General features: G+C 46.7%; 21 protein-coding genes and 1 riboswitch. Of the genes, 6 read left to right on the top strand and 15 right to left on the bottom strand.

Annotated features, from left to right (window positions below; all coding sequences use genetic code 11):
* Positions 1 to 220, bottom strand: a 220-nt coding sequence (locus tag K2P83_RS01805) for a hypothetical protein (protein WP_292926159.1), incomplete at its 3' end; no start/stop codon positions are given.
* 350 nt (positions 221 to 570) lie between these two features.
* Here K2P83_RS01805 and K2P83_RS01800 point away from each other — a divergent pair.
* Positions 571 to 762, top strand: coding sequence for a hypothetical protein (locus K2P83_RS01800; RefSeq protein ID WP_292926158.1), 192 nt, complete (start codon positions 571 to 573; stop codon positions 760 to 762).
* 93 nt (positions 763 to 855) lie between these two features.
* On the opposite strand, the gene K2P83_RS01795 is transcribed toward K2P83_RS01800, so the two are convergent.
* Positions 856 to 1,248, bottom strand: a complete 393-nt coding sequence (locus K2P83_RS01795) for a hypothetical protein (protein ID WP_292926157.1) — start codon at positions 1,246 to 1,248, stop codon at positions 856 to 858.
* A gap of 358 nt (positions 1,249 to 1,606) precedes the next feature.
* Here K2P83_RS01795 and K2P83_RS01790 point away from each other — a divergent pair, with 358 nt between their 5' ends.
* Both K2P83_RS01790 and K2P83_RS01785 read left to right on the top strand, forming a co-directional pair.
* Positions 1,607 to 1,810, top strand: coding sequence for a hypothetical protein (locus K2P83_RS01790; protein ID WP_292926156.1), 204 nt, complete (start codon positions 1,607 to 1,609; stop codon positions 1,808 to 1,810).
* Positions 1,811 to 2,179: 369 nt separating this feature from the next.
* Positions 2,180 to 2,698: a 3'-5' exonuclease gene (locus K2P83_RS01785; protein WP_292926165.1), complete on the top strand. Its 519-nt coding sequence runs from the start codon at positions 2,180 to 2,182 to the stop codon at positions 2,696 to 2,698.
* A 21-nt stretch (positions 2,699 to 2,719) separates the two neighbouring features.
* Here the strand turns inward: K2P83_RS01785 and K2P83_RS01780 are convergent, their stop codons facing one another.
* The 13 genes from K2P83_RS01780 to gcvT form a co-directional block, all read right to left on the bottom strand.
* Positions 2,720 to 5,929, bottom strand: coding sequence for a type I restriction endonuclease subunit R (locus tag K2P83_RS01780; RefSeq protein WP_292926155.1), 3,210 nt, complete (start codon positions 5,927 to 5,929; stop codon positions 2,720 to 2,722).
* Positions 5,922 to 6,356 (bottom strand): transposase, encoded by a 435-nt coding sequence (locus K2P83_RS01775; RefSeq protein ID WP_363279289.1) that lies wholly within the window; start codon positions 6,354 to 6,356, stop codon positions 5,922 to 5,924. The genes K2P83_RS01780 and K2P83_RS01775 overlap by 8 nt, the downstream gene beginning before the upstream one ends.
* A 9-nt stretch (positions 6,357 to 6,365) precedes the next feature.
* Entirely contained in the window at positions 6,366 to 6,509 is a 144-nt protein-coding gene (locus K2P83_RS01770) for a hypothetical protein (RefSeq protein WP_292926153.1), read from the bottom strand.
* Between the two features lie 65 nt (positions 6,510 to 6,574).
* The gene (locus K2P83_RS01765) at positions 6,575 to 6,757 is read right to left on the bottom strand and encodes a type II toxin-antitoxin system VapB family antitoxin (RefSeq protein WP_292926152.1); all 183 of its coding nucleotides are present in this window, start codon (positions 6,755 to 6,757) and stop codon (positions 6,575 to 6,577) included.
* A 77-nt stretch (positions 6,758 to 6,834) separates the two neighbouring features.
* The gene (locus K2P83_RS01760; protein ID WP_292926151.1) at positions 6,835 to 7,833 is read right to left on the bottom strand and encodes a virulence protein RhuM/Fic/DOC family protein; all 999 of its coding nucleotides are present in this window, start codon (positions 7,831 to 7,833) and stop codon (positions 6,835 to 6,837) included.
* Positions 7,830 to 8,981 (bottom strand): restriction endonuclease subunit S, encoded by a 1,152-nt coding sequence (locus K2P83_RS01755; RefSeq protein WP_292926150.1) that lies wholly within the window; start codon positions 8,979 to 8,981, stop codon positions 7,830 to 7,832. Before K2P83_RS01755 ends, K2P83_RS01760 begins: the two co-directional genes overlap by 4 nt.
* Entirely contained in the window at positions 8,978 to 10,540 is a 1,563-nt protein-coding gene (locus tag K2P83_RS01750; RefSeq protein ID WP_292926149.1) for a class I SAM-dependent DNA methyltransferase, read from the bottom strand. Before K2P83_RS01750 ends, K2P83_RS01755 begins: the two co-directional genes overlap by 4 nt.
* A 525-nt stretch (positions 10,541 to 11,065) precedes the next feature.
* Positions 11,066 to 12,001 (bottom strand): carbohydrate kinase family protein, encoded by a 936-nt coding sequence (locus K2P83_RS01745; protein ID WP_292926148.1) that lies wholly within the window; start codon positions 11,999 to 12,001, stop codon positions 11,066 to 11,068.
* A gap of 123 nt (positions 12,002 to 12,124) precedes the next feature.
* Positions 12,125 to 13,576 (bottom strand): aminomethyl-transferring glycine dehydrogenase subunit GcvPB, encoded by a 1,452-nt coding sequence (gcvPB, locus tag K2P83_RS01740; RefSeq protein WP_292926147.1) that lies wholly within the window; start codon positions 13,574 to 13,576, stop codon positions 12,125 to 12,127.
* A 22-nt stretch (positions 13,577 to 13,598) separates the two neighbouring features.
* Positions 13,599 to 14,093 carry a thiol peroxidase gene (tpx, locus tag K2P83_RS01735; RefSeq protein ID WP_292926146.1) on the bottom strand — a complete coding sequence of 165 codons (495 nt, stop codon included), beginning with the start codon at positions 14,091 to 14,093 and terminating at the stop codon, positions 13,599 to 13,601.
* Between the two features lie 37 nt (positions 14,094 to 14,130).
* On the bottom strand, positions 14,131 to 15,483 hold the full coding sequence (gcvPA, locus tag K2P83_RS01730; RefSeq protein ID WP_292926145.1) for an aminomethyl-transferring glycine dehydrogenase subunit GcvPA: 1,353 nt from the start codon (positions 15,481 to 15,483) through the stop codon (positions 14,131 to 14,133).
* Between the two features lie 74 nt (positions 15,484 to 15,557).
* Positions 15,558 to 15,947 carry a glycine cleavage system protein GcvH gene (gene gcvH, locus K2P83_RS01725; RefSeq protein WP_292926144.1) on the bottom strand — a complete coding sequence of 130 codons (390 nt, stop codon included), beginning with the start codon at positions 15,945 to 15,947 and terminating at the stop codon, positions 15,558 to 15,560.
* A 43-nt stretch (positions 15,948 to 15,990) separates the two neighbouring features.
* Positions 15,991 to 17,082: a glycine cleavage system aminomethyltransferase GcvT gene (gcvT, locus tag K2P83_RS01720; RefSeq protein ID WP_292926143.1), complete on the bottom strand. Its 1,092-nt coding sequence runs from the start codon at positions 17,080 to 17,082 to the stop codon at positions 15,991 to 15,993.
* A 43-nt stretch (positions 17,083 to 17,125) separates the two neighbouring features.
* A riboswitch (glycine riboswitch) is annotated at positions 17,126 to 17,229 on the bottom strand.
* 524 nt (positions 17,230 to 17,753) lie between these two features.
* On the opposite strand from gcvT, the gene K2P83_RS01715 reads away from it, so the two are divergent.
* The 3 genes from K2P83_RS01715 to K2P83_RS01705 all read left to right on the top strand — a co-directional run bounded on the left by K2P83_RS01715 (position 17,754) and on the right by K2P83_RS01705 (position 18,750).
* Positions 17,754 to 18,017 carry a BrnT family toxin gene (locus K2P83_RS01715; protein ID WP_292926164.1) on the top strand — a complete coding sequence of 88 codons (264 nt, stop codon included), beginning with the start codon at positions 17,754 to 17,756 and terminating at the stop codon, positions 18,015 to 18,017.
* Complete coding sequence (locus tag K2P83_RS01710) at positions 18,001 to 18,285, top strand: BrnA antitoxin family protein (protein WP_292926142.1); 285 nt, start codon at positions 18,001 to 18,003, stop codon at positions 18,283 to 18,285. Before K2P83_RS01715 ends, K2P83_RS01710 begins: the two co-directional genes overlap by 17 nt.
* A 168-nt stretch (positions 18,286 to 18,453) precedes the next feature.
* Complete coding sequence (locus K2P83_RS01705; RefSeq protein WP_292926141.1) at positions 18,454 to 18,750, top strand: type II toxin-antitoxin system RelE/ParE family toxin; 297 nt, start codon at positions 18,454 to 18,456, stop codon at positions 18,748 to 18,750.
* Positions 18,751 to 18,752: the final 2 nt, after the last annotated feature.

Here is an 18,752-nt window from a genome sequence, read left to right as displayed (position 1 = left end):
TGCCCACTATCATAGTAAGTATAGCCGCCGATGTAGCTTTGGCGGCCGTAATATGACGGTTGATATCTGTAGCCGTAATTGGTGTATATTGACGGCCGATATCCGTAACCGTACGTAGCAGTCCCATAATATCCAGTTCCTCCATAGTATGGGGTAGCCATACATCCACCAAGAAAAAGAATTCCAAGTACGGCAAAAATGGTAAGAATCTTTTTGGCATTCATGATGTACCTCCACAATAAACCTCGCGCCTATAACGCAGTAAATACCAAATCTTTTTTGGTATTTTGGTTTATTGTGCAACCTGCGAACTGAATGTTGACTGAATACAATCAATCCCTGTCAAAGGGGTTCCGTTGCACTAGCGTGTGCCACTGACAAGATAGAACGTGATAAATCTGACAATTATTATTTCGGCAGGGCGGCGTAACCTGGATCATCTGGGGCAAACGTAAGTTAGACGGCTCAGGAAAATTCCCCAATGGTGGCTGGGCACCTATCGATTCCATCAAAGCAGGCAAATGGAAACCGTGGCATCCCAGACCTTTGTTGATTCCTGCTGAAAGTTTTATGGAAAAGGATCACGATAAACAATCCCATTGGATATCTCTGGCACCGGGAATGACAATTCAGGCGTTACTGGCTGAAAGAGATGGTGAACAGAGAGTGTATGTGGTTACTGAAGAGACCCCGACTGAATACCACTGGATTCATGATCGTTGGCCGAGATTGAGGAAAGTGATTTGTAGTATCCAGATTTGATCGGACAGTTACTTCGTCAAATAGGATAACTGTCCGATCGCCCCTGCGCTAATTACTACAACAACGAGATAAATAGGTATGCAACCTAAGGTATTATTGCGCTACTGCATCACCTACATTAGCTTTTGCATTGTTAATTTGTCTGTCCTGCTCCATTTCTGCTATTTTTCTATGGAATGCTGCTTCTTTCAAATCTTCGGCTAATTCCTTTTCATATTCACGAATATTGGCTTGCAGATGTGAACTAAGATCCTGTCCTTGTCTACCATAGTAATATGGATGTACTTCATAATCGTTCAGTTTTTGCTGATTGGTTTCCAATTTTGCGGAAACTTCCGTCGCCAAACCTTCATAGTAATTTGCCAATGCAGCATGATCGTTCGGATTAATACTGTCCAGAGCTGCCGGTACTTCAGCAAATGCTGAGGTTGTAACAAAATAAAATGCTAATAATGAAATGATTGCGGTTATTTTCAGTGTGCTCATGATAAGCCCCCTTGTAAAATTGTTCAGATATTGCCATCTTAACGATCAAAATGTAGAACGTATATTGGGAAAACTCTGATTTTTAACTAAGGGAAACCATTAATAACTCATTGGAAGGACAGTCGCTTCCATTCTCCATCCTGTAGTGTGCGAAATACCATCTTTAAGAGGCAATCCAGAAAATAAACGATCCACGACAGTGACATTACCAGGGAAGGCTTTTCATGGGCACTACTTTATTCAATGCTTGGTAATACCATACCCCAAAGATCTATAGCACCACATTCTGCTAAAGTTGTATCAGCTTTATCCGCTGCTCTAAGGACACATCAACCATGCACAAGGAGAAAACTAGCAAATGGAAGATAGAGAATTGTTTGAATTTATGGATAAATCAGATCAAGATACTGCAGAAATGTTATTACTTATCAAACAGGCATTAATCGATAAACCTCGTTCACAAGCAACAAGAGAAGTAATTATCTCAGCCATTAACGAGTGGCTTGCTTTCAAATCAGCAATAGTTACACTTAAAACTTTAGACTCACTGGAGATTCATTAATGCCGCAACTAATAGAGTCGAACCACGAAATCAAAAAACGTGACAATCATCTGCGTACAGAACGTATCGTTACATCAGGTAAAAGCCTCCGTTCTTATTCGCTACATTGATCAGGCGCCTGTCTATAGTCGCCTACAGATGGAAGCTCAACAGAATATTATATAATCTAAGTGCATAAAGCATTTAACATTACAATCAAGAGAAACAGCACAAAAGCTACACTTGTGATCTGTCTTTGAACTTCAGCGTAGCCCCCGAATGGACCGCACAACTTCCTTATCTCGACCATCTAGAGAAAATATAGCAAAAATGCCAATCTTCAAGGGGCTGTCGCTTAGCCAGATCCATATAGTGAGCACTCCAGCATAAATCGAATTTGCAAGTCGTGCCCTCACCGATGCCAGATTTATCGGTTTCGATACGGAAACCAAACCGACATTCACTAGAGAAGCGATCAGGAATGGGCCGCACGTGATTCAGTTCGCGACCATGGAACACGCGTTCATCGTACAGATAAGTTCAACAATTTCGATTGATTTCTTGAAGAATATGATCGAATCACCAGAGATAGTAAAGATCGGTTTCGGTTTGAAGCCGGATCGAGGTCCGCTCCGACAGAAACTAGGTATCCGACTGGGAGCGTCAGTCGATCTTGCTCATGCGGTACGCAAGTTAGGGTATCACCAAGCTGTTGGCGTCAAATCTGCTGTAGCCATAGTTCTGGGTCGGAATCTGCAGAAATCCAAATCGACAACAACATCCAACTGGGCACTCCCAAAGCTTCACCCAAACCAACTGCTTTACGCTGCAAACGATGCGTATGCTGCATTGACGGTCTTTCATGCTATAGGCAGGCCATACACCCAGCCGTCATCAAGAGTAACTTAACCGGTAGAAAGCCAATCAACCTCAAGCAGCCAATTCATTAGCAATCATCTCAGCCTGCTTCAAGACCATTTCAGTCGCGATCAATTGCATATCAGGCGGATAGCCGAATTGCCGCAGGGTGCGTTTTACGATCACCTTCAGCTTGGCTTTCACACTTTCCTTAATCGTCCAATCTATCGAAGCATTTTGGCGGACCCGCTGAGTTAGAACGATGGCCAGTTCACGTAACTTGTCATTTTGCATCAGTTGCCGTGCACTCTCGTTGCTGGCAACAGCGGTGTAGAAGGCATATTCAAAAGTTGATAAATCAAGCTTCTCGGCCTCCTTATCGAACGCAACAATTTCCTTGCTGATTTTGATCAATTCATCAATTACTTCAGCAGCGGTCAGAATCTTATTGTGATATTTCTTGATGGCGTTTTCCAGCATCTCCATCAACGACCGGCTTTGCATCAGATTGACCTTGGCGCGTACTTTTAGCTCATCGTTAATCAGTTTCTTCAATACTTCCAATGCCACATTCTTGTGCTGATAGTCTTTGAGTTCTGCCAGAAAATCTTCGGAAAGAATCGAAATATCCGGCTTCTTGATCCCGGCTGCATCAAATATATCAATCACCTGTTCCGATACCAATGCACGATCAATCACTTGCCGGATGGTAGTTTCAATATCTTCATCGGTTTTGCCACTGCCGGTGCTGTCGAATTTCGACAGGCGCGCTTTGACGGCCTGAAAGAAAGCCACCTCATCTTTGGCTTCCAGTGCCTGTTCATGCGGAATAGCGATAGCGAACGCCAGAGACAGCGCGGTGACTTCATTGATATAGCGTTTCTTACCATCATCCCGTCCGAGAATATGATCTTCCGCCGCCAGAATGAGCGCCAACTTTTTCGAGGTATCGGCCGCAAAATAATCTTCATACCTAAAACCGTGATACATGGCGGAAACGACTTCGAGTTTCTCCAGCATGAGCTGTACCGCTTGCTCCTGCATCAAGGTCGGATCGCCTTTACCACCCGCATCGGAATAGAACGATAAGGCTTCTTTCAAGTCTGAAGCGATGCCGAGATAATCCACTACCAATCCGCCGGGTTTGTCGCCATAAACACGATTCACCCGCGCGATGGCTTGCATCAGATTATGGCCTTTCATGGGTTTGTCGATATACAGCGTGTGCATACTCGGGGCATCGAATCCGGTCAGCCACATGTCACGCACGATCACCAGTTTTAGTTCGTCCCTGTCATCCTTCATGCGTTCAGCCAATAGCTTACGTTGCTGCTTGGTGGTGTGATGCTTTGCCATGACCGGGCCATCGGAGGAAGCCGCTGTCATCACCACCTTGATCACGCCCTTGTTTAAATCATCGGAATGCCAAGCCGGTCGCAGTTTGACGATCTCGCCGTAAAGATTAGCGGCAATACGGCGCGACATGCACACAATCATGCCCTTACCGGCAAAGACTTCCTGGCGTGCTTCAAAATGACTGACGATATCCTGCGCAATGTTCTGGATGCGTCGCTCGCTGCCAATCAGCGCTTCCATCTGCGTCCATTTGGATTTGGCTTTCTGAGAATCGGTCAACTCATCCTGATTCAGTTCGTCATCCAGTTCCTTGATCAGTTGCCTGCCTTCCTCGCTCAAGGCGACTTTTGCCAAGCGGCTCTCGTAGTAGATGCGCACGGTAGCGCCGTCTTCCACCGCCTGAGCAATATCGTAAATATCCACATAATGACCGAATACCGCGGGTGTGTTGACATCGGTTTTTTCAATCGGCGTACCGGTAAAGCCCAGATAAGTGGCATTCGGCAACGCATCGCGCAGGTACTTGGCAAAACCGTACACCACTTTCTTGCCGATCACTTCACCCTGGGCATCTTTATCATCGATGGTTTTAGCACTAAAGCCATATTGCGTACGATGCGCTTCATCGGCAATCACCACGATGTTGCGACGGTCAGAAAGCTCTTCATACACGTTGCCTTCTTCCGGCTGGAATTTCTGGATCGTGGTAAAGATCACGCCACCGGATGCCACACGTAACAATTCTTTTAATTGCTGACGATTCTCGACTTGCCTGGGTTCCTGTCGCAACAACTGCTTACAGGCTGCGAAGGTATCGAACAGTTGATCATCGAGATCATTGCGGTCGGTAATCACCAGGATCGTCGGATTGTTGAGTGCCAGCACGACCTTGCCGGTATAAAACACCATCGACAGTGATTTGCCACTGCCTTGTGTGTGCCACACAACACCGGCCTTTTTATCGCCTCTGGGTTGTTGCGCTACATCGGGCAAACCATAGCTGGCCGGGCTTTGCATGATTCTGGAATCAAGGCTAATATCTGCTGCACGCAAGGTTGAAGCCACCGCTGCGTTCACCGCGTAATACTGATGATAGGCGGCAATCTTCTTGACTGTGCTGATGCTGATCACACCGGTCTGCGGATCTTCTTTTTTGGATTTTTCAAATACCACAAAATGCCGCACCAGATCGAGCAAGGTTCTTTTGCTCAGCATTCCTTTAATCAAGGTTTCCAGTTGACTTACCAGATGGGAGGCTTCTACCTTGCCATCGGCTGTTTTCCAGGTCATGAAACGGCTAATGCCTGCTGAGAGTGAACCTGCCTTGGCTTCCAGTCCGTCCGAGATCACCAGCAAGGCGTTGTAGGCAAATAAACTGGGGATGCTTTGTTTGTAGGTTTCCAGTTGCTTGAATGCGGATTTAATTGTGGTGTTTTCATCGATGGCATTCTTGAGTTCAATCACCACCAGCGGGATGCCATTCACAAACACCACCAGATCGGGGCGTTTGTTCTGGTTGTTTTCAATCACGGTAAACTGGCTGGCTACTACAAATTCGTTATTGCCTGGGTTTTCAAAATCAATCAGCCAGACGATATCACCGCGCTCGCAGCCTTCTTGCTGGTAACTGACCTTGACGCCTTCGGTGAGCAGGCGATGGAAAGTTTCATTGTTGCTGAGTAATTCGGGGGAATGAATGCGCTCGGCTTCTTTCAGGGCGGTTTGTAATACCGTAACCGTCATACCAGGGTTGATGCGCTCGAGGGCTTTTTGTAACCGGCTGGTGAGCAATACTTCGTCGTAGCGAGTGCGTTCGGGATGGTCACCGTCGGGGGCAATGTCGGGGGCGTGGATGGCGCTGTAGCCGAGCTGCTCAAAAAGTTTAATCGCTAGCGCTTCAATCGCTGATTCGGTGAGTTTAGACATAATAAGTGTCCGTATCCCAACATCGGGGATTGGTTTGAATATATTCCGCGATTTTCCGGTAAGCGTCCTCATCGCGGATAATGTGCTCGTAATAATTGCGCTGCCAGAAACGTTGACCGGATGTACCCGATAGTGCATTAAGCCGTTTGGTCACCGACGATTTAAACCCCCGCACAACATCCCTCAACGTAGGGGCGCATCGCACCGTTGATGTGGGTGGCGCCGTAGGGGCGCGTTGCACGCGCCCTGGTTGTTCATCCGAATCCGCATATTCATGCGGGTGCGTGCCATTGGGGCGCATGCAATGCGCCCCTACGAGTTGGATGATACCGTGGACGTGATTAGGCATGATGACAAATTCGTGCAATACGATATGGGAACGAATATATTCTGTTTTGCACCATTCTTCATCCGTGACGATCCCCAATTCATTGAATTACATCTCACCATCAACAATTTCCCCAAACAACGGCACCCGGTTATGGGTACAAACGGTAATAAAATACAAACCGGCCTGTGAATAATCATACCCTTGCAAACGAATCGATTTGCGGTGATGGATGGTTGGATTGTAGGTCATGGTGTTCGGGTTATTGTTGGGATGTAGGGGCAATGATTATTTACCCCTACGGCATAACCATCATTTTACCGACGTGGAATCGCGTTTAATTGCCGCTCAGTGCCACCCAGATTCGCCAATCTTTTGGCGCTTTCACGCTCAATCAGGGCTTTCAAGGCTTCTCTGACCAGTGCAGATTTTTTCTGCACATGAGTCACGGCTTGCGCTTTTTGCAGTAATTCGTCATCCAGTACGATGGTGGTTCTCATAGCTCTTCTCCGAATAGATCATCGAATGATGCACGTAATTGTACATGCGATCCTTTAGGGCAAATAATCATTTGCCCCTACGGATTATTGCCATTGATCAAATTGATGATGACTTTCACCATCGTATCTTTTTCCTCGGGTTTGCTCTCGGCAATCAGCAATGTAAACGCAACCAGGGCATTATCGGCGATGCGCTTTTCTCCCTCTGCGTTAAGTAGGTAATTATGACGCGCCAGAAACCAGACAAACAGCGCGGCGGCAATGCGTTTGTTGCCATCGGAAAAAGAGTGATTCTTGACAATGAAATACAGTAAATTGGCCGCTTTTTCCTCAATACTGGGATAGAGTTCTTCGCCGCCAAATGTTTGGTAAATGGTTTCCAACGAGCTTTTGAAGGAATCATCTTTTTCGTTGCCGAACAATCCGCCCAGTTTCTCCTGTTCACGCCACAGCCCGATTTGCTGGATCGCTTCATCATAGGAAATTCTGCGCTGTCCGGCTTGCTGGATTCCGGTCACCTGTAAACGCTGATGATCGTAATCGTCCAGCACCGTCAACGCGTGACTGTATTGCTCCAGTATCGACAAGATGCCTTGCGATTCGGAAGCGGTTAAGTCTTTTTGTTGGAACAAGCGTGAAGATAACGCAATCGCTTGTTTTAAATCAGCGAGTTTTTGCTGTTGCGTCTGAAGTTTTTGTTCATTCAACACATACCCTTGCACCAGGTAGCGCTTGAGAATGTTGCTGGCCCAGATACGGAATTGCGTGCCTTTTTTGGAATTGACGCGATAACCGACGGAAATGATCATATCCAGATTGTAATGTTCAATCTCGCGGTTTATCTTGCGTTCGCCTTCCTGTTGAACTATCCGGAATTTCCGGATAGTTGCCTTAGCGGCAAGCTCTTGCTCAGCCAAAACATTGCGGATATGCTCATTGATGGTGCGCACATCCTTATCAAACAAAGCCGACAGTTGGCGCTGAGTCAGCCAAACCGTTTCTTGATCCAGCGTAACCTCAAGCTGTACGCTGCCATCGGCGGATTGATAAATAGTAATCTGGTCTGGAATATTCATACGGCTACCCGTGCCTCGCCGCTCATCAGTTTGGGAAGCAGGGTGTTGCGGAGGGTTTCGTGGGTTTTAATTTGCTCTAAATTAGAAGAAATTTTTTTCAATGAAGAAGAAACAACATTATTGAAGCGTTCAATAGAATCAGAATCTGGGATAGCTATTGGATAATTCTTTAATGTTGCCCAATCAGTTCTCGGCATTCGCGTACCTCCAGAACTCGAATTGGCATATTCAACTACTTCATCTTGGAAGAATGCGAAAAGGCAAAAAGCAAACAATTCTGATTTTATCGGCCTAATTACCAAAATATCTGTTGAGCAAATACCTGAAAATGGTGCAAAGCAAACTTTGTGGAAATATGGGCGTAATTTGCCAAATAAGATATCGTGTTTTTGAAATGCATACTTATTACTACTAACTTCAGAACCGAAGCCATATTGCTTTAGTGCAATATTTCTTTGATCGATATGTTCCAAACCAATATATTTTGATTCCGATTTTAAATCGGATGCTTTTATAGCTTCCTTAACGTTAATTGCAACATCTGCTAAATGACCTTCCCTGAAATCCGAGCCTTCCTCCACAAACCACTGCCTAAACAGCGTTTCAGCCATGGCTTCGAGGGTTTTGTTCTGGCGGTGCAGCAGGTCAATTTTGTCGTCAAGGCTGCTGAGGACGGAGGCGATGGCTTTTTGTTCTTCTATATCTGGTAACTCAACAGACATATTTCTTAAAACCGAAGCCTTTATGCCAAAAACAGTTGTGCCGGATGCTCTTGATTGCAGTTCGTGCTGTCCTGTATCGTTTTGAAAATAGTATTTTAAAAACGGATTAAAAACGAATTCCTTCTTTCCTCTCAACGTTATTATTCTCTGAGCAAGAGCCACATTTTTGTCTTTAATTAGGGCGACTTCACCTAATGGTGCTTCTGTTGTTAATACAAGATCATCAATTTCTGGCAAACCCCTTGTCATCCATGAATCGTAGTCTTCTTGAGCAATAAATTCATTTGGAGGTAAGATTTTTCCTGCTTTTACAATTTTTGCCGTGACTAACGGTATACCAGAAGCTGTTTTAGTTGGTGTTTTACCCCTGTAGTCAATAAATTTATCAATGACATCTTCTAAAACATATTCCCGCCACTCACTCATACCTTCACCCTAGCCAAACTCTCAACAATAGCCTTATTCAGCGCCGCTTCTTCCTGCAACTGCGCCTCGAATTCCGCCTTCAATGCAGCAAACCGTTCAGGAAAATTAAAATCCTCCTCTTCATCCGGAAGCCCGACATAACGCCCCGGCGTGAGCACATAGTCCAGTTCGGCCACGCGCTCCACCGGCACGGAAGCGCAGAAGCCTTTGATGTCTTCATACGGCTGTGGGATTCCAGCCTGCGCGGGAATGACGGCGGCGTTGCGCCAGGCGTGGTAGGTGCCGGCGATTTTCTGGATATCTTCGCGGGACAGTTCAAGGGTGCGGCGGTTGATCAGATGACCGAGGTTGCGCGCGTCAATAAACAGGATTTGATCCTTACGGGGATGTCCATTATTACGCGCACGGTTCATGAACCACAATCCCGCAGGAATTTGTGTGTTCAGAAACAACTTACCCGGTAAATTCACAATGCAATCGATCAGATTACCTTCCGCAATGAGATTTTTGCGGATTTCCCCTTCGCCGGAGGTTTTGGAAGTCAGCGCGCCTTTGGCCAATACCACCCCGGCAATGCCCGCGGGCGTTAAGTGATACGCAAAATGCTGTAGCCAGGCGAAGTTGGCATTGCCTGCCGGGGGGGTGCCGAATTGCCAGCGTGCATCGCCGCGCAGTTGTTCGCCGCTCCAGTCGCTGACGTTGAACGGCGGATTGGCGATGATGAAATCGGCTTTCAGGTCTTTGTGCGCGTCGTTCAGGAACGAGCCTTCGTTGTTCCATTTCACCTGCGAGCTGTCGATGCCGCGAATGGCGAGGTTCATTTTCGCCAGGCGCCAGGTGGTCTGGTTGCTTTCCTGGCCGTAAATGGAAATATCGTTGATGCGGCCTTGGTGCTCTTCGACAAACTTTTCCGATTGCACGAACATGCCGCCGGAGCCGCAGCAGGGATCAAATACCCGGCCTTTGTAAGGTTCCAGCATCATCACCAGCAATTCGACGATGCTGCGCGGCGTATAGAACTGACCGCCTTGTTTGCCTTCAGCCAGCGCAAATTCACCGAGGAAATACTCGAACACATGGCCGAGTACGTCTTGACTACGCGCTTTGGCATCGCCGAGCGCAATATTGCCGATCAAGTCGATCAGCTCACCCAGTGACGTGGGATCGAGGTTTTGTCGTGCGTAAACTTTTGGCAATACACCCTTGAGCGATGGATTTTCCTTTTCAATCGCATCCATGGCGGCATCCACATAGGTGCCGACATCGGGTTGTTTGGCTTGCGCTACCAGATGTGACCAGCGCGATTCGATGGGAACAAAGAATACATTCTCTGCTTTGTATTCATCTTTATCTTCCGGGTCGGCACCAGCGAGATCGCCTTCACCGGCTTTGAGCCGGGCGTGCAGTTCCTCGAACGCATCGGAAATGTATTTCAGGAACATCAATCCGAGCACGACATGCTTGTATTCTGCCGCATCAATATTTTTTTGTAACTTACAGGCGGCTTTCCACAGTTGCTTTTCCAATGGCTCTTCTTTGACTTCTTTTGCTTTGGCCATGGTTACATTCTTTCCTTTTAGCATTAGGATAAATATCAAAACGATTCAATTGAATTCTAACCATAAAGCAAGACAATAGCTTAAAAACGATCACTAAAATATCAAAAGTAGTCCAGCGTGAAACGTAAAAGAATTGCAACTTGTCAGCTATAATCTGTGATTTTATTAGCGTTGTTTACATCTTTTTGAGAAGATGTGAACATGAAAATACACAAAAGAACACGGTTAACGCCACTTGATCGTGAAGAGATCTAGCGACTCTATGGAACTAGGGAATGGACCAACAAGCGCTTCTTGCAGGCAAAGTATGGGATGAAGCGTTTGGCAAAGAATAAATTTGCTCCGCGCGCCCTGCACCTATCCCCGCGGCAAGACCTCGGGGTATTACGGCGCAGAAAACCAAAAACGGCGCGCTACGCTAACTTCAAAGACACAAACTATAATGCTCCCCCGTGGCAAGACCACGGGGAATCGCAAGTTCAATTAAATTTTATAACACCAATGCTAGAAGATACAAAATAGACTTCAAAAAATCCGAAAACCAAAATTTTCAAAATAGTATTGCCCGATCTCATCACGAGAAAACCGGTGATTCTGCCCACCCTTCTGGGCGATTTTTAAGGAGCCCATCAATGAACCGAGTTGTCCAGTTGTTTGCCAATCCAGATTATTGACAATGCCATACAACAGACCGGCACGATACGCATCGCCGCAACCGGTTGGGTCAACAATATCTTTGGGTTTGACACAGGGGATTTCAATTTTCTTGCCGTCAGCGTAGATGATGGAGCCTTGCGCACCCAGCGTGATGATCAGCGCTTTGGCTTGGTTTGCCAGCGATTCAAGACTTCGTCCTGTGCGGTCTTGCAGCATCTGGCCTTCATAATCATTGACCGCGATGTAATCCGCTTTGCCGATGAAATCCAGCAGTTCCTCCCCGTTATACATCGGCAAACCCTGGCCTGGATCAAAAACAAACGGAATGCCAGCTTCGTGGAATTCACGGGCATGTTGCATCATGCCATCACGCCCATCCGGCGCAATGATCCCTAGTCGAATGTCGCTGGTATCTTTCACGGAATTGAGATGCGAGAAATTCATTGCCCCTGGGTGAAACGCAGTAATCTGATTATCATCCAAATCAGTAGTTATGAATGCTTGCGCGGTAAAGCTTTCAGGGATTTTCCGCACATGCTGTTGAGTCAGGTTTAATTGTTCAAACCGTGCAGCATAAGGCGCATAATCATCGCCAACGGTAGCCATCATGACCGGTTCACCGCCCAGCATTTTTAAATTGTAAGCGATATTACCGGCACACCCGCCAAATTCACGGCGCATCTCTGGAACCAAGAATGCGACATTCAATACATGAATTTTTTCCGGCAGAATGTGATTCTTAAAATGATCGGGAAAGACCATAATATTATCGTAAGCGATAGAACCACAAATCAGTGTGCGCATAGTTTTTTAGCGGCAGTTAGAAAGATTGGAAAGTAACGGCAGGCTTATCTGGCACCCTAAGATTCGAGGAAACTTTGATTTCCCCTGCCGTTATACTGAATGTAACGAGATGATTCTTCTTGATTAGGCGCTTGGCTTCCAGGCCAGATCCAGTTCACGCGCTGCTTTGACATCATCCAGTTTACGCACCGGCATGGTATGTGGTGCGCCTTTTACCAGATCAGGTTGCAACTCGATTTCCTGCAGAATTTCTTTCATGGATTTAACGAACGCATCCAGTGTTTCCTTGGATTCCGTCTCAGCCGGTTCAATCAATAAGCATTCTGGCACCAGCATCGGAAAATACGTTGTAGGTGCATGATAACCTTTGTCGAGCAGGCGTTTGGCCAGATGCATCGCAGTCACACCAGTCTTATCTTTAATATCTTTTAGAGTGACAATAAATTCATGGCTGGCACGTCGTGTCGGATAGGCTATTTCAAAACCTGCTTTACTCAATTCAGCCATCAAATAATTGGCATTCAGTGTGGCAAATTCAGAAATGCGATGCATACCATGCATTCCCAGCAAACGAATATAGATATAAGCACGCAGCAAAACACCGGCATTACCCATGTGAGCCGATAACCGGCCAATTGATTGGGGTTTTTCTTTTTCGGTAACCCAGCGATAGGTATTCCCGTCCTTGGCCACAATCGGAATCGGCATAAACGGCAGCAAACGTTCGGCAACACCCACCGGGGCAGAGCCTGGTCCGCCGCCACCGTGCGGTGTAGAGAATGTCTTGTGCAGGTTAATATGAATTATGTCAAAACCCATATCACCAGGCTTAACTTTACCCAGCACTGCATTAAGATTGGCTCCATCGTAGTATAGTAATCCACCTGCCTGATGCACAACGCGACTCATTTCTGCCACATTCTTCTCAAATACGCCCAATGTAGATGGGTTGGTCAACATCAGTCCAGCAGTTTGAGGCCCAACAGCAGCTTTTAATGCAGCCAGATCAACGTTGCCTTCTTTGTCGGTGGCAATTTCCACGACCTTGAAACCACACATCACAGCGGTAGCCGGGTTAGTACCATGCGCCGCATCCGGCACAATAATTTCAGTACGCGCAAAATCACCGCGCGCTTCATGGTAGGCACGAATCATCATGACACCGATTAACTCACCTTGCGCACCTGCCATTGGCGTTAGGCTCACACCTGCCATGCCGGTAATCGCTTTTAACGTTTCCTGTAATTCATACATACAGGCAAGAAAACCCTGTCCGGTGTCTTCCGGTGCAAGCGGGTGCCTGGAAAGAAATTGCGGTAGCATGGCCAATGAGTTACATGCGCGTGGATTGTATTTCATCGTGCACGAACCCAGCGGATAAAACTCGGTATCAATCGAGAAATTCTTTTGTGACAAACGGGTGTAATGGCGCACTGTATCCATCTCAGAGACTTCGGGTAGAAGTACTGGCGATTTGCGCAGCAAGTTTTGTGGAATCTTAGCCGTGCTTGCGGCAGTCGCCGGTGACTGAGAATAATTACGGCGCCCTGGGCGAGAGTGTTCAAATATCAGCATTTTTTATGGGTAAAACGTTAATTTATTTTAAGGCAGCTAAGGCTGCTTCGTAATTCGGTTCATCAGCAATTTCAGGAACCAGTTCGGCATAGATAATGGTATCCGATTCATCCAGAACGATTACCGCACGTGCCGTGATTCCTGCAAATGCACTGTCTGATATGAAAACCCCGTAATCTTTCATGAAGTTGGCGCCACGCATGGTTGACAATGTAATTACCTTATCCAATCCCTCGGCATCGCAGAAGCGGCTCATGGCAAAAGGTAAATCAGCAGCAATGATCAGCACAACCGTATTGTCCATGTTGCTGGCCTGTTGGTTAAATTTTCGTGTCGAAATCGCACATACTGGCGTATCCAGACTAGGGACAATGTTCAGTACTTTTTTTTTGCCGGCATAATTGGCCAAAGTAACATCGGCCAAATCCCTATTCACAAGAGAAAACGCAGGCGCTTTCTGCCCGACCTTTGGAAAAGTGCCTTCAATTTTGATAGGATTTCCTTTAAGAGTAACCATAGTTTTTCCTTTATGATGAATTTAAAAAATAATGTTATTAACCAATCGCGTGCTTTAAAGCTTCAGCATAATTTTGTAAATCATTCTTTGTCTTAGTTTCAGTAGCACAAACCAATAATGCATTGCCCAATTCAGGATAATGTCCCTGTAAATCAAGCCCGCCGAGTATGCCTTTTTGTTTTAATTTGGATAATACTTCTGCAACGGGCGCAGCTAAAGTCAGTGCAGCTTCGTGAAATACCGGTCCGCTGAATGTTCTTTTCACACCATTGATTTTTGCCAATTGTTCGACCAGTTCCAGCGTGTTGGCATGCGATTGTGCAGCGACGCGACGCAAACCTTCTGGGCCCAGTAATGACATAAAAATGGTAGCTGCGGTAACCATCAATCCTTGATTGGTGCAAATATTGGATGTGGCTTTGGAGCGCCGGATATGTTGTTCACGCGCCTGCAATGTCAACACAAAGCCAGGTTTGTTATCCAGATCCGTGGTACGACCGATAATGCGTCCAGGCATCTGCCGTACCAAATCATTCTTGCACGCCATAAAGCCAAAATATGGACCGCCACTGGAAAGCGGGATACCCAGCGGTTGACCCTCACCCACGGCAATATCCGCACCTTTGCTACCCCACTCGCCTGGCGGGGTCAATAATGCCAATGCAGTTGGATTCACAACACCAATGGCAAAGGCATTTTTACTGTGCGCCCAGTCGGTCAGTGCATCCACTTGTTCCAGCACGCCAAAGAAATTAGGTTGCGGAATCACTAGTGCGGCAAATTCTTCGTTGGCAAAATCAGATAACGATCCCGGCTCTATCTGCCCGGACTGTGTGTTAAATGGCAACTCGACCACTTCAATTTTTTGATTGCTGACAATCGCACGAACGACTTGACGATAAACGGGGTGTACTGTTTTTGGAATCAGAATGCGCCGTGACGATTTATGGGAACGAACAGCCATCAAAGCTGCTTCAGCCAGCGCAGTTGCCCCATCGTACATACTGGCATTGGATACATCCATGCCCGTCAGCGAAGCCATCATCGTTTGATATTCATACAATAATTGTAAGGTACCTTGACTGGCCTCAGCTTGATACGGCGTATAGGAAGAATAAAACTCTCCGCGTGTGGTGATTTGCCAAACGGCAGCGGGTATGTGATGTTCATAGGCACCCGCCCCGATAAAGTTCTGGTAGAACCCGTCTGTGGTGGCACGCTCCATCATCAGCCGAGAAATTTCCATTTCGCTGAGTCCGGGTGGAACGCCTGTCAATTCACCGCTGATTAATTCTTTAGGAATTTCATCAAACAGCTCTTCAATTGTTTTTGCACCAATGCTGGCCAGCATCTCGGCGATATCTTCTTCGGTATGTGGAATAAACGGCATGATTTATTTAAAAAAACTTAAAGTAATAAAGATAAAATAGACAAACAAATTCAAATCTCAATCCAGATGTGATTTTAGTGTTCTTCGTTTTCAACCAATTCGGTATAAGCTGCGGCATCCAGCAATCCATCCAGCTCAGACGTGTTGCTCGGTTTTAATTTAAACAACCAGGCTGAAAACGCATCTTCATTAATCTTTCCCGGCTCGTCCGCCAATGGAGAATTAACCGCAATAACTTCACCCGAAATCGGTGAATACACATCGGCTGCTGCCTTGACGGATTCAGCGACAGCGCATTCTTCTTTTTGTTTAAGTGTACGGCCAATTTCTGGTAACTCGACAAACACCATATCGCCAAGCAATTCTTGCGCGTGATGGGTAATCCCAACAGTTACCGTGCCATCAGCCTCAGGTTTTACCCATTCATGGGATTTGCTATATTTTAAGTTTGTTGGAACACTCATTTTTTCACTCCGGATTAAAATAATATTTTGTTACAGTTTGGAATTAAACCAATGCTTTCCCATTACGTACGAACGGGTATTTTACCACTTTGGCGCGTAGCTTTTTATCGCGCACTATCACGTTGACTTCATCACCAATCGCTATCTGTACCGGCAAACGCGCCAAAGCAACTGATTGGTTCATCGTCGGCGAGAATCCACCACTGGTAATTTCGCCTTGATATTCAGCGCCATCGCGTTGGCCGACTACTTCCTGATGGCTGCGCAGCACACCACGATCGATCAGTACCAATCCAACCAATTGTTGCGTCACAGCAGTATCTAACAACGCTTGTTTACCAATAAAATCCCGCTCGCTTTTAAGATCGACCGTCCAGGCCAAACCCGACTCCAACGGATTCTTGGTTTCATCCATATCCTGACCGTACAAATTCATCCCGGCTTCCAGACGTAACGTGTCACGAGCGCCTAATCCGGCAGGTGCAACACCGGCAGCATGCAATGCTTTCCAAAACGACGGCGCGTCAGCGGCTGGCAGGATAATTTCAAAACCATCCTCGCCGGTATAGCCCGTGCGTGCAATAAAATACTGATTCACTACGGTAGATTGAAACAACTTGAGTTCTTCTGTCGCAGCTTGAGATCCTGAAATAACCTGCCAGACTTTAGCACGTGCGTTAGGACCTTGCACCGCGATCATAGCCAGATCACGCCGTGGGGTAATCTCTAAAGCAGGCGCGAGTGCATCGCGTTGTTTGAGCATCCAGGCAACGTCTTTATCGGCTGTACCCGCATTCACTACGATGCGAAACCAGGTTTCCGACAGAAAATAAATGATCAAGTCATCAATGATGCCGCCTTGGGGGGTCAGCATGCAGGAATACAAGGCTTTGCCGGGAAGAGTCAGTTTATCAACGTTGTTGGCGACCAATTGGCGCAAAAAACCGCGCACATTGTCGCCCTTGATATCCACCGGGAGCATGTGAGAGACATCAAACATGCCAGCATCCTGGCGGACCTTATGATGTTCGTCTAACTGTGAGCCATAATGCAGCGGCATATCCCAGCCACCAAAATCCACCATTTTGGCATTCATGTCACGGTGGGTTTGATTAAGGGGTGTCATTTTCAGCACGGATTATTCTCCCGAAAATAAAAAAAAGCCATTTCAAATGACTTCACGCCCCTCTGTCCTTTTTACCTGAGAGATTTGCAGATTACTATCCGCGTGCCCCTTCGGTGGCCAAAAATAAATTTCTCGGCGCTCTCCAGATTGCCTGTCACAAGCGGTTCTCAGGGAACAAGTTTGACTTGACCATGCCTGAGCGATTCCGGGGGGGTTACGCCTTCGGCGGCGCTGAAATGAAAGCGCGCTCTCCTGCTTGGACTTTAAATGGCAGAGTCCGAACTATACCTTAGTAGCCGTAGTTTATACAAGCTGCTGTGGTCAAAAAGACTGAATCGCCCCGATTTTCCAGAAACTTTTAATGTTGAACAGCCTGCATCTGTGACTCTTCCCATTGCCGATATTACGCTCTTCAAATTCTGCCAATAGATATTGGCAATTGTTTCCAACACTCTTCGATTATTGAACCAGCCCACGGCAACCCCAACTTCTCCACGATCCTAAAAGTCATTAAGGCGCTCGGATTGAAGCTGCATGTCGAAACACCCGGGCACTGGAGTTTGTCAGTAAATTGAAAAAGGATCTGATCGACTAAGATTTCAGTTTGACATGATCCCTTGCCGTGCATACAAAAATAACTTGATCAAGGTTATTTTTGTATGCACACTTATGCGTGAAAAATCACATTAGATTCCACCAAAGATGCTATCAATATCGCCAAACATGGCGTATCGATGGCATTGGCTTCTGAACTTGACTGGGAATCCACTCGATTGTGGCTGGACACGCGCAAGGAATACGGTGAAGTACGCACCATCGGCCTTGCGCTCATGAAAACACGCTTATTTTATGTAGTTTTCACCGACCGCGGCGACTATCGCCGCATTATTAGCCTGCGTAAGGCAAATGCTAGAGAGGTTAACCGCTATGTATCTCAAGACTAAATCAGGCAAAAAAGTATATCTGCCAACACCGGAAGAAGATGCCGCCATCACCGCAGCCGCGATGTCCGATCCGGATGCTTTACCACTGACCGATGCCGAGTTTGCGAAATTGAAACGAGTAGGCCGTCCGCGCGCCGCTGTAACCAAAGAACGAATCACTATCCGTTTATCGCGCGAAGTGGTCGAATCGTTCCGCGCTACCGGCAGCGGCTGGCAGACACGCATGGATGAAGCGCTCATGGAGTGGCTACGAGAGCATCGTCCATGACTGGCAGGCGAAACGAAAAACTGTTCATCTTCATGAATGCGTGATGGCAAGACACGACCATTTGCGCTACGAAGGTGGACTAACTTACCCAGCCCGTTTGATTTCTGTTTCACCAGCCATTGAGACCAATGATTTGTTTTCTGTATAAATTGGGATACAATCTTTCCGATGAATACGATTCAAACCACAGAAGTTTTCGATAAATGGTTCGATGAATTGAGGGATCGAACAGCCAAAGCGCGGATTCAGGCACGAATCGACCGGGCGGAAGATGGCAATTTTGGCGATTGCAGCCCGGTTGGAGAAGGAGTATCCGAAATGCGCATTCATGTTGGTGCCGGATATCGTGTGTATTACAAACAAGTCGGCATGGAAATATTTTTGTTGCTGGCCGGTGGAGACAAATCGACACAACAGCGGGATATAGAAACGGCGCTTGAATTGGCGCGCAAAATTAAGGAATAACC

Source organism: Nitrosomonas sp., assembly GCF_019752415.1.
In the GTDB taxonomy this organism is placed as follows: domain Bacteria; phylum Pseudomonadota; class Gammaproteobacteria; order Burkholderiales; family Nitrosomonadaceae; genus Nitrosomonas.
The sequence above is the reverse complement of the archived record's forward strand: the minus strand, read 5'-3'. Positions and strand labels throughout refer to the sequence as shown.

What these genes read in the sequence shown, in the direction of transcription:
- K2P83_RS01765 (WP_292926152.1), bottom strand. Translation starts at nt 6,757, where the DNA reads ATGAGAACCACCATCGTACTGGATGACGAATTACTGCAAAAAGCGCAA.
- tpx (WP_292926146.1), bottom strand. Translation starts at nt 14,093, where the DNA reads ATGGTTACTCTTAAAGGAAATCCTATCAAAATTGAAGGCACTTTTCCA.
- K2P83_RS01795 (WP_292926157.1), bottom strand. Translation starts at nt 1,248, where the DNA reads ATGAGCACACTGAAAATAACCGCAATCATTTCATTATTAGCATTTTAT.
- K2P83_RS01780 (WP_292926155.1), bottom strand. Translation starts at nt 5,929, where the DNA reads ATGTCTAAACTCACCGAATCAGCGATTGAAGCGCTAGCGATTAAACTT.
- K2P83_RS01760 (WP_292926151.1), bottom strand. Translation starts at nt 7,833, where the DNA reads ATGAATATTCCAGACCAGATTACTATTTATCAATCCGCCGATGGCAGC.
- K2P83_RS01800 (WP_292926158.1), top strand. Translation starts at nt 571, where the DNA reads ATGGAAAAGGATCACGATAAACAATCCCATTGGATATCTCTGGCACCG.
- gcvH (WP_292926144.1), bottom strand. Translation starts at nt 15,947, where the DNA reads ATGAGTGTTCCAACAAACTTAAAATATAGCAAATCCCATGAATGGGTA.
- K2P83_RS01745 (WP_292926148.1), bottom strand. Translation starts at nt 12,001, where the DNA reads ATGCGCACACTGATTTGTGGTTCTATCGCTTACGATAATATTATGGTC.
- K2P83_RS01755 (WP_292926150.1), bottom strand. Translation starts at nt 8,981, where the DNA reads ATGAGTGAGTGGCGGGAATATGTTTTAGAAGATGTCATTGATAAATTT.
- K2P83_RS01710 (WP_292926142.1), top strand. Translation starts at nt 18,001, where the DNA reads ATGTATCTCAAGACTAAATCAGGCAAAAAAGTATATCTGCCAACACCG.
- gcvPB (WP_292926147.1), bottom strand. Translation starts at nt 13,576, where the DNA reads ATGCTGATATTTGAACACTCTCGCCCAGGGCGCCGTAATTATTCTCAG.
- K2P83_RS01770 (WP_292926153.1), bottom strand. Translation starts at nt 6,509, where the DNA reads ATGACCTACAATCCAACCATCCATCACCGCAAATCGATTCGTTTGCAA.
- gcvPA (WP_292926145.1), bottom strand. Translation starts at nt 15,483, where the DNA reads ATGCCGTTTATTCCACATACCGAAGAAGATATCGCCGAGATGCTGGCC.
- K2P83_RS01705 (WP_292926141.1), top strand. Translation starts at nt 18,454, where the DNA reads ATGAATACGATTCAAACCACAGAAGTTTTCGATAAATGGTTCGATGAA.
- K2P83_RS01790 (WP_292926156.1), top strand. Translation starts at nt 1,607, where the DNA reads ATGGAAGATAGAGAATTGTTTGAATTTATGGATAAATCAGATCAAGAT.
- K2P83_RS01750 (WP_292926149.1), bottom strand. Translation starts at nt 10,540, where the DNA reads ATGGCCAAAGCAAAAGAAGTCAAAGAAGAGCCATTGGAAAAGCAACTG.